The organism is Actinopolyspora lacussalsi (genome assembly GCA_030803735.1).
Classification (GTDB): Bacteria; Actinomycetota; Actinomycetes; order Mycobacteriales; family Pseudonocardiaceae; genus Actinopolyspora; species Actinopolyspora lacussalsi.
Map to the genome: position 1 here is coordinate 1,663,415 of JAURUC010000001.1, position 15,066 is coordinate 1,678,480.

Annotated in this window: 14 protein-coding genes; 7 read left to right on the plus strand and 7 right to left on the minus strand. The window is 68.4% G+C overall.

The window, feature by feature from the left end:
- Positions 1 to 66 precede the first annotated feature (66 nt).
- Entirely contained in the window at positions 67 to 831 is a 765-nt protein-coding gene (locus J2S53_RS07265; protein WP_456240351.1) for an SDR family NAD(P)-dependent oxidoreductase, read from the minus strand.
- A 157-nt stretch (positions 832 to 988) separates the two neighbouring features.
- On the opposite strand from J2S53_RS07265, the gene J2S53_RS07270 reads away from it, so the two are divergent.
- The gene (locus J2S53_RS07270) at positions 989 to 1,660 is read left to right on the plus strand and encodes a TetR/AcrR family transcriptional regulator (protein WP_456240352.1); all 672 of its coding nucleotides are present in this window, start codon (positions 989 to 991) and stop codon (positions 1,658 to 1,660) included.
- A 67-nt stretch (positions 1,661 to 1,727) separates the two neighbouring features.
- Here the strand turns inward: J2S53_RS07270 and J2S53_RS07275 are convergent, their stop codons facing one another.
- A complete protein-coding gene (locus J2S53_RS07275) occupies positions 1,728 to 2,771 on the minus strand; it encodes an NAD(P)/FAD-dependent oxidoreductase (protein ID WP_456240353.1) in 1,044 nt (347 codons plus the stop codon).
- 55 nt (positions 2,772 to 2,826) lie between these two features.
- Between J2S53_RS07275 and J2S53_RS07280 the strand changes: the two genes are divergently transcribed.
- Positions 2,827 to 3,417: a helix-turn-helix domain-containing protein gene (locus J2S53_RS07280; RefSeq protein WP_456240354.1), complete on the plus strand. Its 591-nt coding sequence runs from the start codon at positions 2,827 to 2,829 to the stop codon at positions 3,415 to 3,417.
- 294 nt (positions 3,418 to 3,711) lie between these two features.
- On the opposite strand, the gene J2S53_RS07285 is transcribed toward J2S53_RS07280, so the two are convergent.
- Together J2S53_RS07285 and arc are read right to left on the minus strand one after the other, a co-directional pair.
- Positions 3,712 to 4,665 carry an aldo/keto reductase gene (locus tag J2S53_RS07285; RefSeq protein ID WP_456240355.1) on the minus strand — a complete coding sequence of 318 codons (954 nt, stop codon included), beginning with the start codon at positions 4,663 to 4,665 and terminating at the stop codon, positions 3,712 to 3,714.
- A gap of 227 nt (positions 4,666 to 4,892) precedes the next feature.
- Entirely contained in the window at positions 4,893 to 6,686 is a 1,794-nt protein-coding gene (gene arc / locus J2S53_RS07290; RefSeq protein ID WP_456240356.1) for a proteasome ATPase, read from the minus strand.
- A gap of 503 nt (positions 6,687 to 7,189) precedes the next feature.
- Here arc and J2S53_RS07295 point away from each other — a divergent pair.
- The 3 genes from J2S53_RS07295 to J2S53_RS07305 all read left to right on the plus strand — a co-directional run bounded on the left by J2S53_RS07295 (position 7,190) and on the right by J2S53_RS07305 (position 9,792).
- Positions 7,190 to 7,876 carry a hypothetical protein gene (locus J2S53_RS07295; protein ID WP_456240357.1) on the plus strand — a complete coding sequence of 229 codons (687 nt, stop codon included), beginning with the start codon at positions 7,190 to 7,192 and terminating at the stop codon, positions 7,874 to 7,876.
- A gap of 182 nt (positions 7,877 to 8,058) precedes the next feature.
- Positions 8,059 to 8,808 (plus strand): Rv0361 family membrane protein, encoded by a 750-nt coding sequence (locus tag J2S53_RS07300; protein ID WP_456240358.1) that lies wholly within the window; start codon positions 8,059 to 8,061, stop codon positions 8,806 to 8,808.
- A gap of 99 nt (positions 8,809 to 8,907) precedes the next feature.
- On the plus strand, positions 8,908 to 9,792 hold the full coding sequence (locus J2S53_RS07305) for an Rv0361 family membrane protein (protein WP_456240359.1): 885 nt from the start codon (positions 8,908 to 8,910) through the stop codon (positions 9,790 to 9,792).
- A gap of 93 nt (positions 9,793 to 9,885) precedes the next feature.
- Here J2S53_RS07305 and J2S53_RS07310 read toward each other — a convergent pair whose 3' ends face one another.
- Positions 9,886 to 10,716: a tRNA (adenine-N1)-methyltransferase gene (locus J2S53_RS07310; RefSeq protein WP_092927910.1), complete on the minus strand. Its 831-nt coding sequence runs from the start codon at positions 10,714 to 10,716 to the stop codon at positions 9,886 to 9,888.
- Between the two features lie 143 nt (positions 10,717 to 10,859).
- The gene (locus tag J2S53_RS07315; RefSeq protein WP_092973415.1) at positions 10,860 to 11,999 is read right to left on the minus strand and encodes a site-2 protease family protein; all 1,140 of its coding nucleotides are present in this window, start codon (positions 11,997 to 11,999) and stop codon (positions 10,860 to 10,862) included.
- Between the two features lie 240 nt (positions 12,000 to 12,239).
- Between J2S53_RS07315 and J2S53_RS07320 the strand changes: the two genes are divergently transcribed.
- Positions 12,240 to 13,139, plus strand: coding sequence for a RecB family exonuclease (locus J2S53_RS07320; protein ID WP_456240360.1), 900 nt, complete (start codon positions 12,240 to 12,242; stop codon positions 13,137 to 13,139).
- A gap of 80 nt (positions 13,140 to 13,219) precedes the next feature.
- Positions 13,220 to 14,005, plus strand: a complete 786-nt coding sequence (locus tag J2S53_RS07325; protein WP_456240361.1) for a thioesterase family protein — start codon at positions 13,220 to 13,222, stop codon at positions 14,003 to 14,005.
- A gap of 97 nt (positions 14,006 to 14,102) precedes the next feature.
- Here J2S53_RS07325 and J2S53_RS07330 read toward each other — a convergent pair whose 3' ends face one another.
- Positions 14,103 to 14,951, minus strand: coding sequence for a VOC family protein (locus J2S53_RS07330; protein WP_456240362.1), 849 nt, complete (start codon positions 14,949 to 14,951; stop codon positions 14,103 to 14,105).
- Between the last annotated feature and the right edge of the window lie 115 nt (positions 14,952 to 15,066).

The window sequence follows — 15,066 nt, forward strand, 5'->3', positions numbered from 1 at the left end:
CGGAACCTCCCGCTCGCTCTCGCTCCGGGAGGTCCGACATCGGGTAGCGACCTTCGAGAGCCCACGTCAGACGGCGGACCACCCGTTGTCCACCGGCAGGACGACCCCGCTGACATTGCTGGCGGCATCGGAAGCGAGGAACACGATGGCGGATGCCTGCTCGTCGGCGTCGGCGACGCGACCGATGTTCTTGCCGTAGCTGCCGAGAACGTTGGGGCCGAGCGCCTCGGGATCGGCGTCGACGGTGATGCCGGTCGCGGTACCGCCGGGGGCGATCGCGTTGGCCCGGATGCCGCTGTCGCGGTACATGACGGCCAGCGACTTCGTCAGTCCGACGACGCCGTGCTTGGCGGAAGTGTAGGCGGCCCCCGCCGCACTGCCCCGCAGGGACGCCTCCGAGGCCGTGTTGACCACGACACCGCTGCCCTTGGCCAGCATGTGCGGCAGCGCCGCGCGGGTGAGCAGGAAGGGAGCGCTCAGGTTGACCCGCAGGACGCGTTCCCACTCGGCGTCGGTCAGATCGGCCACCGCGGCGAAGCTGTCCATGATGCCCGCGTTGTTGACCAGCACGTCCGGCCCGCCGAACCGTTCCACCGCGGTGGAGACGATCTCGTCGACCACGGTCCGCTCGCTCAGATCGCCGATCACGGTGGTCGCGGTGCCCTCCTGTTTCCGGATCAGCTGTTCGGTGGCCGAGGCACCTTCGGCATCGAGGTCCGCGATGAGTACCCGCGCCCCCTCGGAGGCGAACCGCAGCGCGGCGGCGCGCCCGATACCCGATCCGGCGCCGGTGACCACGACGCAGCGCCCTTCCAGGCCGGTTCCACTCATCCCGAACTCCTTTTCCGCCCTGTTCCGGGCCCGCCGGACGACCGATGTGACCCGAACCGTTCGATACTTCTAGGCACAGTACGCCAAGTTTACATTATGCGCCGAAAAATGAACGACCTAGAATCGGGTGACCGCCGCCACGAGGAGGAAACCCGGGATGTCGAGCGAGCAGGAGACGTCCAACAGGCGCACCGGACGCCCGCCGCTGACCGAGCGCCGCAAGGCGGCGACGCGCATGGACATCGCACGTGAGGCGGTGCGGCTGTTCACGAGCAAAGGGGTCGCCGAGACCTCGGCCGATGAGATAGCGGAAGCGGCCGGGTTGTCGATCCGGACGCTGTGGCGCTACTGCCCGGGGCCGGGCAAGGAGAGTTTCATACGCCCACTGCTGACCAACGGGATCGACGACGTGGCCCGAGCGTTGGCCGACTGGGCGCCCGGCGAGGCGCTGCCCGACCAACTGAGCGGGCACGCCGGGGCCGACGAGAACGCGGATGTGGACACCATGCTGGCGCTGGTCCGACTGACCAAGGAGGAGCCGGAGATCAGGACGGTGTGGCTGCAGGCTCACCGGGACGCGGAACCCGCGTTCGCCGCGGGGATCGCCCACCGAACCGGCAGGCGGGCCGACGAGCTGAGCGTGAAGACGGAGGCGGCGATGGTCAACACGGCACTGCGGGTGGCCGTGGAGCACACCGCCGAGCACTCCCCCGCGCCGGAGCGGGCCGGCACCGTGCTGCGCGCGGCGTTGCGCGAGGTCCTCCCGACGATCAGCCGGGATGTCCCCGACCATGCTGTCGGCAACGCTCTTCCCGGTGCGCCCGCTTAGAATCGCTCGGCCACGAGGATCCACGCCCGCTTCACGAGGCTCCCCAGGTTCACAGGACTCTCCCGGTTCACAGCCCGTGGCGGCGTTCGCCCATTACCGCTTCACAGCCACGGGCCTCGGACTCGGCGGAGAACGGGTCTCGGTGAGCGGCGACCGCACGGGCTGTCTCCTCCTCGACCAGGTCGGCGTTGATGCGTGCCGCCGCGTTGGCTCCCGCCGCGGCAGCGGGACCGACCTGGGCCGACGGATCGGTGACATTGCCCGCGACCCACACTCCGTCGACATCGGTGGCACCGGTCGCGTCGGACGGGACGTGCTCCCCGACCCCGGCCGGGTGCTCCACCGCACGCAGCCCGAGCTCGGCCAGGAACGCGGCACGCGCCGTCATCCGTGGCGCGACCGCGAGCACTTCGCGGCCGACCACGGTGCCGCCGACGAGTCGCACCCCGCTGATCCCACGCTCACCGAGCTCCAACGAGTCGACAGCGCCGTCGATCACCTCGATGCCGCGCGCCGCGAGCCGTTCCGCCTCCTCGCCGGTGGGCGCGGCCCGGGTGTGGCAGAAGAACTTGACATCAAAGCTCCACTGGCGGAACAGCAACGCCTGGTGCACCGACATCGGTCCGGTCGCCAGCACACCGATGGCCCGGTCCCGAACCTCCCAGCCGTGGCAGTACGGGCAGTGCACCACATCCCTGCCCCAGCGTTCCCGCAGCCCGGCCACCTCGGGCAGCTCGTCTACCAGACCCGTGGTCACCAGCAACCGGCGAGCACTGATCCGAGAACCGTCGAGCAGGGTCACGTCGAATCCGGCGTCGTCCCGAGCCACTGAACCGACCTCGCCCGCGAGCAGGTGACCACCGTAATCGCGCACCTCCTCCCGGCCGCGTTCCAGGAGCTCCGCCGGAGGGACCCCCTCGCGCCCGAGCAGACCGTGCACCCCGGCTGCCGGGGCGTTGCGCTGCTCGCCCGAGTCGATCACCACCACCGAGCGCCGCGCCCGCGACAGCATCAGCGCCCCGTTCAAACCGGCGGCTCCGCCACCGATCACCGCAACCTCGTAGTGCGTACCCGATTCGTCGGTCATTACCACCACCTCCACCACCACCATGCGAATCCGCGGGAAACATCTGCAACTTTTGTTGCCGCAATGGCAAACTGAGGGCATGGACGACGACCTCGACCAGACACTCGACACGGTCGGTCCCCGGCTGCGAGCGCTCCGCAGGCAGCGCGAAACCACGCTCAACGAGCTGTCGGAGACGACCGGTATATCGGTGAGCACACTGTCCCGCCTGGAATCGGGCGAGCGCAGACCGGCCCTCGAACTACTGCTCCCGCTGGCGAGGGCGCACGGTGTGACGCTCGACGAACTCGTGGACGCCCCGCCCACCGGCGACCCGCGCGTGCACCTGCGGCCGGTCAACCGGCACGGCATGACCATGCTGCCGCTGACCCGCCGCGCGGGCGGGATCCAGGCGTACAAGCTCGTGATCCCGGCGACTCACCGCCCCGCCGTTCCCGATCCGCGGAGCCACGAGGGCTACGAATGGCTCTACGTGCTCAACGGGCGCCTCCGGCTCGTGCTCGGGGAACACGACCTGGAGCTCTCGCCCGGCGAGGCCGCCGAGTTCGACACCCGCACACCGCACTGGTTCGGCAGCGCCACCGAGGAGTCCGTGGAATTCCTCAGCCTGTTCGGCAAGCAGGGCGAGCGCGCCCACCTACGCGCCCGGCCCCGCGAGAACTCCTCGTGAAGTGACCGACCAGTAGGCGCAGCCACCTCGGCCCGCGAGAGGTGCGGGTGGCGGAACCTCCAGGGGCGCCGAAGCGGCCCGGCGATTTCGCGAGAAATCGACGCACCCTCGGTGCGACAGCACCGAAACGACCACGCACGCAGCCCGACCACCAGCGGGTTCTCCCGTGCGGCTCTCGTGAGGACGGCCCCGACGTTGTGTAGGCCGCTACCCGAAGTCGGGGCACCCGCAACGAGAGCCGTGCGAGAGGTTCCGCCAAGCAACCGCTCGAGCAACTCGATCGCGTGTAAGTTCCTAGTGCCAGGGTAGGGCGGAACGCTCTCCCCAGTAGGTCGCCGGATCCCCGGCGACGGCCGCCAGTTCGTCGAGATCACGCCTGCTCAGCGAGACCGAGCGGGCGGCCAGGTTGCTGCGCAGCTGCCCCACGCTCGCCGCACCGAGCAGCACCGTGTCCACCCACGGCTGAGCCAGCACATGCGCGAGGGCGACCGCGTCGGCGCCGGCACCGTGCCTGCCCGCCACGGCGGCCAGCGGCTCCGGCGGTCGCGAGGCCAGCCTGCCGTTGGCCAGGGTCTCCTTGACCAGCACCCGCCAACCACCCTCGTGGGCCTGCGACAGCGCCCTGCCCGCCGACGGTTCCAGGGAGTTCCACGTGGCCTGCACGGCACCGAACAGCTGTTCACCGCCCACCCGCAGCTCCCAGGCCGCCTCGATCGCGGCAGCCTGGGCCGCTCCTGTCGTGGAGATTCCCAGCAGCACTCCGCTGTCGCGCAGCCGGGCCAGTTCCCGCTGCAACTCGGCGTCCTCGAACAGTGGGCTGTCGGTGGTCAACGAGTGCACCTGGTACAGCTTCAGGTGCTCCCCCAACGCTTCACGGCTGGCGGACCACTGCTGTCGGAAGCGCTCCAAGGAGTGTTCCTTGATCTCGTGGACCTCGGTCTCGACACGCCATTCGGCGACGTAGGCGTAGCCCCACTTGCTGGACACGATCACGTCCTCGTGACCGCGGTCGCGCAGCCACTCGGCCAGGAACTGCTCGGCACTGCCGTAGGAACGTGCCGTGTCCACCCGGCGGATCCCAGCGGCATGGGCCTCGTCCAGCACCTGCCTGGTCCGGGTACGCATGGCGTCGACGGTGCGGTCCTCCGGCAGCACGCCGACACGCCCCACGTTGATGTAGGCGGGCCTGCCCAGGGCGGCCAATCCGACACCGAAGCGGTCCACCGGACCGGTCGAAGCATCCGTCATGCGCCGCAACCTATCGAGCCCGCGTCGATGACGACACCGGTGACGCCGACCGCGCCGCGACACAGTCACGGGGCGCCACTCGAACGAGTGGCGCCCCGTCTGGTCAATGGCCAGGTTGCTCAAGTGGCCGACTTGACCAGCGGCCAGGTGTCGAAGAGCGGCTCTCCGACACGATGACGCGGCTGACCGTCGACCGCTGGCACTGCCGACTACGGGAACCGGTACGACTACAGGTACTGGCCGGTGTTGGTGGCGGTGTCGATCGCCTTGCCCGACTCCTGGTTCTTACCGCTGACCAGGGTGCGGATGTAGACAATGCGCTCACCCTTCTTCCCCGAGATACGTGCCCAGTCATCCGGGTTGGTGGTGTTGGGCAGGTCCTCGTTCTCGGCGAACTCGTCGACGATGGCGTCCTGCAGGTTCTGCACCCGCAAGCCGGGCTGCCCCGTGTCGATGGCGGACTTGATCGCCGCCTTCTTGGCACGGTCCACGATGTTCTGGATCATGGCGCCGGAGTTGAAGTCCTTGAAGTACAGGATCTCCTTGTCCCCGTTGGCGTAGGTGACCTCCAGGAAGCGGTTCTCGTCGGTCTCGGCGTACATCCGCTCCACTGTGGTCTGGATCATCGCGTCCACGCACGACGGCTGGTCCCCGCCGAACTCCCGCAGATCCTCCTCGTGGATGGGCAGATCGCTGGTGAGGTACTTGGAGAAGATGTCCTTGGCCGACTCGGCGTCGGGCCGCTCGATCTTGATCTTGACGTCGAGCCTGCCGGGGCGCAGGATCGCCGGGTCGATCATGTCCTCCCGGTTGGAGGCGCCGATGACGATGACGTTCTCCAGCCCCTCCACACCGTCGATCTCGCTGAGCAGCTGGGGAACGATGGTGGTCTCCACATCGGAAGAGACACCGCTGCCCCTGGTGCGGAAGATCGAGTCCATCTCGTCGAAGAACACGATCACCGGTGTGCCCTCGGAAGCCTTCTCCCGCGCACGCTGGAAGATCAGCCGGATGTGGCGCTCGGTCTCGCCCACGAACTTGTTCAGCAGTTCGGGACCCTTGATGTTGAGGAAGTACGACTTGGCCTGACCGTCCTCGTCGCCCCGGGACGAGGCGACCTTCTTGGCCAACGAGTTGGCCACCGCCTTGGCGATCAGGGTCTTGCCGCAACCGGGTGGTCCGTACAGCAGCACACCCTTGGGAGGTGCCAGCTTGTACTGGATGTAGAGATCCGAATGCAGGAACGGCAGCTCGACGGCGTCCCGGATCTCCTCGATCTGACCACCGAGGCCACCGATGTCCTGGTAACCGACATCGGGCACCTCCTCCAGCGTGAGATCCTCGACATCGGCCTTGGGAACCGTGTCGTAGGCATAGCCGACCTTGCTGTCCACCAGGACCGAATCACCGGACTTCAGGCCGGACTCGACCATGGGCGGCGTCAGCCACACCACGCGTTCCTCGTCGCTGTGCCCGGTGACCAGTGCTCGTCGAGGCTGATCCGTTTCGGCGGTCGGAAGCATCTCACGGAAGGTGCAAACCTCGCCGGTACGTTCGAACGTTCCCTCCTCGACCACCGTCAACGCCTCGTTGAGGCGCACCGACTGGCCGAGTTGCAACTCCTCCACATTCACGTTGGGTGACACGGCCACACGCATCTTCCTGCCGGAAGTGAACACGTCGACCGTGCCGTCCTCGTAACGGCTGAGGAAAACGCCGTACCCACTCGGTGGCTGAGCGAGTCGGTCAACTTCCTCGCGCAGCGCGGTCAGCTGGCTCCGCGCTTCCTTGAGGGTCTCGGTGAGCTTGGCGTTCCGTTCGGTGAGTTGGCTCACTCTCTCGGATGCCTCGGCAAGCCGCTGCTCCAACAACCGCACCTGTTGCGGGGACTCGTTGAGCCTGTCTCGAAGCGAGGCGACCTCGTCCTCCAGCTCGCGGATCTGCTTGTTCGTTTCCGCACTGCCGCGGGCTCCCTGGCCAACGCCCTCTTCAGGCCGGTTGTCGGGACGGTCGTGCTGCATATCGGCACCCTCCTCCCGTGTTCGTACCACCACGGTACCGGCGATCAACGACAACGCGAGGTCGTCGAATCCCGCTAGACGGCCCAGCGTGCCACACGAATCGGCCGCATCACATGAACTGAGCCACTCCGGCATTGTTGCGATTCGTTACGCGGTTCGCCGGATGACCACGGTGCGTTTCGTCCCGTTGGTCCGTTCGGGAGAGACTTTCCTCTTCGACGCCGATCACGTGGCCTGTTCGCACACCTGCTGTCGCGATCACCGCACCGCACGGAGCGCACACGGGCATCCGTGTGGTAACCGATTCGTGATCCCGACACGATCGTGCGGCCAACCACGGGAGTCCCACTGCTCGGGAGGAACGAGCCGCGGACAACCGCCGACCACTACCCGATTCCGAAGCGGCCTGCTCTGATCTACTTGAGTACCGCTGCTGCGCGAACACCCGCCGCAGGAGCCTGTTTCGGAACCGCACGGAAGGGCACGTGCCTCGGGAGGCCCCGATGACCCAGCCGCCACGAAGATCCGGCCCCGGCGGAGAGGCCCGGCGACCGGAGAACGGAACCGGACATCACCGGACCGACCCCCGGGACGATCCGTCCGCCTCGTGGCAACACTCCGACCCGGGAGAACCACCCGTCGGGCAACCGTTGCCCCCGGGCCGTCGCGGCCCACCTCCCTCGGAACGACACGTTCCCGGCACTCCACCCCCACCGCCGGACTGGGGCGATCCCGCGTTCAACCGCGGGCTGCCCCGGAGCGAGTCCCGGGAATCGTTCGAGGCCGCTCCACCGACCGAACACCGCTCACGACGGCGGTGGGTGCTTCCGGCGCTGCTCGGCGCGCTGCTCGCCGGTGCCGCGACGGGCGGCTACTTCCTGTTCTTCACCGGTCCGGACGACCCCCGACCCGCCGCCACGAACCTGTTGGACAGAATCAACGACGGTCGATTCGAATCGCTCGAACCGGAACTGTGTTCGGCGAACCGCGCGAAACTGCTCCGGCAGCTCGAACAGCTCAGCGCGGGCGAGTTCGACCTGAACCTGGGGGAGATCAGTGCACGAGGCGAGAGCGCGACGGTCCGGGTCACCGGAACCTACTCGGCGGGCAGTGCGTCCTATCGGGTCGATCAACCGCTCGGCCTGCGATGGGAGGACAGCCGATGGCGACTCTGCGACCTGGCCCGTTGACGACCTCGTGGCGGCGCTCTACCCGCGAGGCGGCCGGATCCGACGAATCCGCCGTCCTCTCTCAACCGAACGGGCCGCACCGTCGCTGTCCCGGCAACGGCCGATGACGCTGCGGCAACGATTCCGAGACTTTTCCAGCCATCCGGCGTGTGATCGCGCAGTATTTCGGACCGAGGAACGACATGACATACCCACAACCTCCCGGACAGGGCGATCCCCGGGGCGCCCAACAGCCGTACGGTGGCCAGCCCGGCGATCAGCACCCGCAGAGCGGCGGGCAGCCCGCCTGGGGACAGCAGTACGGCCAACCCCACCCTTACGGGCAACACCCCGGCGGTCAGCACCCGCAGAGCGCCCCCCAGCAGGCATGGGGCCAACAGGGGTGGGGACCACAGCAGGCGTGGGGACAGCCGCAGCAGGGCTTCCCGGGCGATCCCAACGCCTACCCGCCCTACGCGCAGCCGGGCGGCCCCTATCCGCCGCAGCAGAAGAAATCCAAACTCCCCTGGATCCTCGGCGGCGGCATCGGCGGTGTTCTCGTTCTGGGAGGAGTCGTCACGCTGCTGTTGGTGACCCTGCTGGGCGGGAACGGTCCCGAGGACGTGGTCGCCCGTTATGAGAAGGCCGCACAGCAGCAGATTTCCAATCCGCTGAATCAGCCACCAATGTCGGAGTACGACGAACTGCTCTGCGAAGAGCAGCGGCAGGCCATGAAGGAAACTCTTCGCAACCAAACGGAGCAGACCTCACAACTCGGTGAGCAGGAGCTGTCCAAGCTGCGCCGCACAACCGTGACCACGCGGGATGTCGAGCACGACGACAAGAGCGGCACATTCACGATGCGGATAAGCACGCCCGGAGAGGAACCGATCACCAACGAACTCGATCTGGTCAAGGAAAACGACGACTGGAAGATCTGCTATCCCTCCTGAATCCGGAGTTCACCGCCGAAACGGCCCGGTATCCCAACGGAGCACACCGGTGACCGCACCGCTCGACGAAAAGCACACCCATTCGAAACGCGAGGAGCGATGACCTACCCTTCGCAGCATCCCGATCCGAACGACCCCTGGCAGCAGAACCAGGGACAGCAGGGCGGTTACTATCCCGAGTCCGGCGGGCAACCGGCCTGGGGACAGCAGTACGGCCAGGATCCCTACGGGCAGCAACCGGGCGGGCAGTATCCCCAGACGGGCGGGCAACCCGTGTGGGGACAGCAGCCCGATGGGCAGTACCCGCAAACCGGTGGGCAGTACCCGCAGAGCGGCCCGCAGCAGGCATGGGGCCAACAGGGGTGGGGACCACAGCAGGCGTGGGGACAGCAGGCGTGGGGACAGCCGCAGCAGGGCTTCCCGGGCGATCCCAACGCCTACCCGCCCTACACGCAGCCGGGCGGCCCCTATCCGCCGCAGCAGAAGAAATCCAAACTCCCCTGGATCCTCGGCGGCGCCGGGGCGGGCGTCGTCGTCATCGGCGGGATCATCGCCCTGCTGTTCGTGGTGCTCGGCGGCCCCGGCGACCCGAAGGACGTGGCGCAGGAGTACGTGAACAAGATCAAGGAGAAGGACTTCCCCGCACTGGCCTCGATGACCTGTGAAAATACACTAAGTGATCAGGACAACCCCTTCAACGACGTCAACAGGGAAGACCTGATCGATTCGTTCAAGAATCGGGGGCTCAGCCAGGAGCAAGCGACCCAGGTCTTTAACGAGATGGAGTTCAACGTCGAGCTCGAAAAGGTCACCAGAAAGTCCGACACCACGGCAGTGGCCAGCATGACCGGAAACATGGTGATCAAGTTCGAGGGGCCGACGGGAACGCGGTCGAACGAAGAGAACATCGGCGGTGAGATGGACATGGTGGTCGAGGACGGCGAGTGGAAGATGTGCGACGGCGCCGCCCAGCCCACCGGCTGAAACCACGGCTCAGCTCCGACTTCCCCGCCGGGAAGCCAGGCTCGGGAAGTCGGAGCCACCCTGTGACCAAGCGAGGGTCACTCGGGCGGCGGGTCAGCCCTTGCTCGGTCTGCGGTGTACCCGCAGCGGCGTGACCCCGTCGGCCAGTCTACGCGTAACCAGCAGAAACGCGGTGTGGGCGACCATGCGGTGCTCGGGGCGCACCGCCATACCCACCGCGTGCCACGGCCGCAGCAGCGTCTCCCAGGACTGCGGCTCGGTCCAGCCCTGCTGCTCGCGCAGCGCCTCGGTGACCGTGGACAGCTGGGTGGTGGTGGCCACGTAGACCACGAGCACACCACCGGGCACGAGAGCGCGGTGCACCGTCTCCAGTGCCTCCCACGGCGAGACCATGTCGAGCACGACCCGGTCCACCTCACCTCCGTCGTACTCGGTGACGTCGCCGACCCGCAACGTCCAGTTGTCCGGCCGCTCGCCGAAGAACCGCTCGACGTTGCGCTCGGCGTGGTCGGCGTGGTCCTGGCGCACCTCCCAGGAGTCCACGGAGCCACCGTCGCCCACCGCGCGCAGCAGCGAACAGGTCAACGCGCCCGAGCCGGCACCGGCCTCCAGCACCCTGGCTCCGGGCCGGATGTCGCCCCACATCAGGATCTGCGCGGCGTCCTTGGGGTAGATGACCTGCGCCCCGCGCGGCATGGACAGCACGTAGTCGGACAGCAACGGGCGGACCGCCAGATAGGAGGTTCCGCCGTTGGAGCTGACGACCGAGCCCTCGTCGCGTCCGATGATCTCGTCGTGCGGCAGCACACCGTGCTGGGTATGGTACTCGCCGCCGGACTGCAACACGATCGTCTTACGCCGACCCTTGGGGTCGGTCAGTTGGACGCGGTCTCCCGCCTCGAACGGACCGCTGACACTGCTCACCTGTGCGAACCTCCCGCGAATGCGTCCACTGGACCGATGCGGACACGGCGGCTCATCCTGCCAGACGCGCCGTAAACCCCTGCAGCTGCGCCCCTGCCGCTGAGTCCCTACGGCGGCACGGTGGAGCAGCACCGGGCCGCGGGTCAGGACTGCGGCCCGTAGCGCCGCGCCGCGTCCCGTACGGCGGTACGGCGCAACACGCCGCAGGGTCTGCCCTCGGAGTCGACCACCAGGAGCTGCTCCGCCGATACGGTGCGCAGCCGGTGCAACACCTGTTCAGGGGACTCGTCGCGCAGCAGCACGGTCTCGGGCAGCACCTCCTCGGACGCCCGTTCGGCGGGCTCTCCGGGAGAAGTCGCGGCCAGCTGGGCGGCACGTGACTGGTCCAGCAGCCCCACCGCGACCCCGTCGGCCCGCACCAGCACCACGCCACGTCCCGCGGCGGCCGACAGCGCGTCGCCCACCGGGCTCTCCGCGGGCAGTTGCAGCACGGGCCGCAACAGGTCCGCCAACACCGCCCCGCTGGGCCAGCGCTCTCCCCGTCCGGCGGTGTACTCCGAGTACGCCCCTGCGAGCACGAACCAGGCCATCAGCGCACACACCGCCAGCCGCAACCACCGCCCGGGAGCGTCGCCCAGCGCACCACCGACCGCCCACCCGAGCAGTCCGAGCGCGACGACCACCGCCCCCAGAGCCCCCGCGACGGTTCCGCGGTGCCGGTCGGCGGTCAGCCGCCAGGTGACCGCACGCAGCATCCTGCCGCCGTCCAGCGGCAGCCCGGGGAGCAGGTTGAACACCCCGACCGCGAGGTTGGCCACGCAGGTCTGCGCCACCAGCAGCCACACCGCACCGTGCGGCTGCAGCGCGAACCAGCCGATCCCGGTGAAACCGGCGAGCACCAACGACACCACGGGGCCCGCCGCCGCGATCAGCCCCTCCCGGAACGCGGTGGGAGGGCTGCGGGCGATCTCGGATATCCCGCCGAGCAGGAACAGCCGTACCCGCCGCACCGGCAGGCCCAGGCGCAGCGCCACGAGACAGTGCCCGAGCTCGTGCAGCAGCACCGAACCGGCCAGGAACACGGTGAACGCGGCCGCGACGAACGCGCTCGCCCATATCCCCGCGTGCGGCAGCAGGCCGCGCACCAGCGGGGTGTAGAGCAGCACGATGAGGACGGCGCCCAACCACCAGGACGGGGACAGCAGTACCGGAACCCCGACGACCCGGCAGAGCCGCAGCCCCGCACCGCCGGAACCCGCTCGCCTCTCCTCGGTGGTGGCCATACGAGCAGCCTAGAACGCCGCGACGACAACGAGCGGATCACGGTGCCGGGAACGCGGCGTGTCGTGGCTCTCGGTACTCCTCCGAGAGCCGTCTCCGCTGCGAACACTCCGGCGCGGAAGCACCGGCGTACCGGCCGAATTCCCGGCACGAACCCTGCCCGCGACGGCGAGCCCGCCGAGTCCCACCACGCGAGCACCTCGGCGAATCGGAACCACGAAGCCCTACTAGGGTTGCCGGTCATGGCGGAATCTGCCCGGAACGAGACAGGCGGCGAGCTCGCGAGTTCCGCGCGTGGGGGATCCGGCGGGCGTCGTCCGGCGCTCTCACCGTCCCGCGCGAGCGACTTCAAACAGTGCCCGCTGCTGTATCGGTTCCGCGCGGTGGACCGGCTTCCGGAAACCCCCACGAAGGCGCAGGCACGCGGCACCGTGGTGCACTCGGTGCTGGAACGGATGTTCCAATTGCCCGCCGCGCGGCGGGACCGTGCCACGGCAACCGAACTCCTCACGCCCGTCTGGCGGGAACTGCGCGCCGAACAGCCCGAACTGGCCGAGCTGTTCGCCGACGAGCACGAGCTGACCGAGTGGCTGGAGTCGACCGGCGAGCTACTCGAATCGTACTTCGAGCTGGAGGACCCGCGGCGACTCGACCCCGAGGCGTGCGAGCTGCGGGTGGAGACCGAACTGGACAGCGGTGTACTGCTGCGGGGGTTCATCGACCGGGTCGATGTCGCCCCCACCGGGGAGGTGCGGCTGGTCGATTACAAGACCGGTGCCGCGCCCCGGCAACCAGGCGAGAACAAGGCGCTGTTCCAGATGAAGTTCTACGCCCTGGTGCTGTGGCGAAGCCGGGGAGAGCTTCCCCGGCAGCTGCTGCTGATGTATCTGAAGGACCGACAGTCGCTGACCTACAAGCCCGACGAGGCGGAGCTGCGTCGGTTCGAGCGGACGCTGGAGGCCATCTGGCAGGCCATCCTGCGCGCGGGACGCAGCGGCGACTTCCGCCCCACGCCGTCCCGGTTGTGCGACTTCTGCGACTTCAAACCGCTGTGCCCCGCACACGGCGGGACGGCTCCGCCCTACCCCGGTTGGCCGGAACCGGAACAGCGAACCGCCGCCTCCGCCAAGCACGGCGCCTGAACTCCGACAGCAGTCCGAGCGAGAACGGCCGTGCGGAACCGATCACACGGCGGAATGACGAAACGGCGAAGGGAACCGCGTTGGCAGCGACGGAGGAAGTGTTCTACGAGCAGCTCGACCACGGTGTTTTCCGCGCCACGGAGCACACCGTCGGGCCGTGGTCGGACAAGGCCCAGCATCTGGGGCCGGTGGCGGCACTGCTGGTACGCGGCATCGAGTGCTGTGAACCCGACGAACGCCGCTCCGTCCGCAGGGTGAGTGTGGACGTGCTCGGGCCGGTGCCGGTGGACGAGGTGACGGTACGAGCGGAGGTCGCGCGTCCGGGACGCTCCGTGGAACTGGTCACCGCCGAGATAGCGGCCTCGGGACGGATCGCGGCCACGGCACGGGCCTGGCGGATGCTGCGCTCCGACACCGCCGACGTAGCCCGCGACGACGCGCGGCGGCTCACGGATCCGGCCGAGTGCCCCGCGATGCCGTTACCGGCCGGCTGGTCGGGCGGCTACGCCGACGCACTGGAGTGGCGTACGGCGAGCACCGCGACACCGGAACCGGGCCACGCGGAGGTGTGGGCGAGGCAGCGCATGCCGCTGGTGGCGGGCGAGGAGCCGAGCCCGTTGCAGCGACTGTTCGCCGTGGCCGACTGCGCCAGCGGCGTATCGAGCAGTCTGCCGTTCGAGCGGTGGGCGTTCGCCAACACCGATCTCACCGTGCACCTGGCCCGGCAACCACACGGCGAGTGGGTGGGTCTCGACGCGCGCATGACGCTCGGTCCGGACGGCGCGGGACTGACCCGGACCACGCTGCACGACGCCGCAGGCCCCGTCGGACAAAGTGCGCAGGCCCTGCTACCCACTCGACTCTGAGGTCCCAGTCGAGTCCGACCGGGGCCGAGTCCGACCGGGGCCGAGTCCGACCGGGGCCGCGAACGCGACTCCGCCTCGCCCGAGCGGGAAGGTCCGCTCAGTCCTCGTAGGGATCGTAGTTGCCGGGAATCCCGTGGCCGCGTGACGCCTCCGAAGCATCCACCAGTGCGAACCTCGCCCCGGTGGGATCACGCAACACAGCCATTCTGCCCAGGGACGAGTCGTACGGGTTGGCCCGCACCCTGCCATGCGCGGCGATGGCACGCCGGACCGTCTCGTCGGTGCCGATGTTCGAGTCGACACCGAGATAGATCAACCAGTGCGGCTCGGTCTCACCGTTGATGTGATCACGGAGCATGCTGACGCGGGCCATCACCGACTCCTCACCCAGGTACCAGACCGAGTAGTCGAGTTGGTTCTCGGTGCCGAACTGCGTGGCGGTGTAGCCGAACAGCTCCTGGAAGAACAGATCGGCCGTCTGCGCCTTGATGGTGAGCAGCTCAGCCCACATGAGGGTGGCGGGCAGGCCCACGTCGAACTGCCAGGAGTCCTCCGGTTCGAGCAGTCCGAACTCGACGCCGGAGGGATCGGTGAGCACGGCCTTGGTGCCGATACCGCTGAGATGGCCGGGCGGCACGGTCACGGTGGCACCGTTGCTCTCGGCCTGCTCGCAGGCTGTTCGACAGTCCCCTGTGGCCAGGAACAACCGCCATCCGGCCACGTCCTCACCCGCCGCGCGCAGGCTCGCGACGGGAAAGTCGTCGTGCGTGGCGATCAGGTGATCACTGCCGTCCGATGCCCGGCGCTGTTCGTACCGCCAGCCGAACAGTGCCGTGTAGAACTCGCATGCCCGCTCGAGGTCCGGAGTTATCAACTCGATCCAGCAGGGCATCCCCGCGTACAGCTGCCATTTCGGCGGCGCGGAGTCCACCGGGACCACACCCATGGGTCCTCCCGCTAGTACTTGGCGTCTTCCGGACACCATTATCCGCCGCGACACGCGCTGTATGTGCTGTTCCAATCACGATCCGATCACCTCACCGGAACGCGGAACCGCCGGG

Bases quoted from the DNA above. Each gene is read 5' to 3' on its own strand.
- J2S53_RS07315 (WP_092973415.1), bottom strand. From the start codon at position 11,999: ATGGCCACCACCGAGGAGAGGCGAGCGGGTTCCGGCGGTGCGGGGCTG.
- J2S53_RS07265 (WP_456240351.1), bottom strand. From the start codon at position 831: ATGAGTGGAACCGGCCTGGAAGGGCGCTGCGTCGTGGTCACCGGCGCC.
- J2S53_RS07320 (WP_456240360.1), top strand. From the start codon at position 12,240: ATGGCGGAATCTGCCCGGAACGAGACAGGCGGCGAGCTCGCGAGTTCC.
- J2S53_RS07295 (WP_456240357.1), top strand. From the start codon at position 7,190: ATGACCCAGCCGCCACGAAGATCCGGCCCCGGCGGAGAGGCCCGGCGA.
- J2S53_RS07300 (WP_456240358.1), top strand. From the start codon at position 8,059: ATGACATACCCACAACCTCCCGGACAGGGCGATCCCCGGGGCGCCCAA.
- arc (WP_456240356.1), bottom strand. From the start codon at position 6,686: ATGCAGCACGACCGTCCCGACAACCGGCCTGAAGAGGGCGTTGGCCAG.
- J2S53_RS07305 (WP_456240359.1), top strand. From the start codon at position 8,908: ATGACCTACCCTTCGCAGCATCCCGATCCGAACGACCCCTGGCAGCAG.
- J2S53_RS07275 (WP_456240353.1), bottom strand. From the start codon at position 2,771: ATGGTGGTGGTGGAGGTGGTGGTAATGACCGACGAATCGGGTACGCAC.
- J2S53_RS07270 (WP_456240352.1), top strand. From the start codon at position 989: ATGTCGAGCGAGCAGGAGACGTCCAACAGGCGCACCGGACGCCCGCCG.
- J2S53_RS07285 (WP_456240355.1), bottom strand. From the start codon at position 4,665: ATGACGGATGCTTCGACCGGTCCGGTGGACCGCTTCGGTGTCGGATTG.
- J2S53_RS07330 (WP_456240362.1), bottom strand. From the start codon at position 14,951: ATGGGTGTGGTCCCGGTGGACTCCGCGCCGCCGAAATGGCAGCTGTAC.
- J2S53_RS07280 (WP_456240354.1), top strand. From the start codon at position 2,827: ATGGACGACGACCTCGACCAGACACTCGACACGGTCGGTCCCCGGCTG.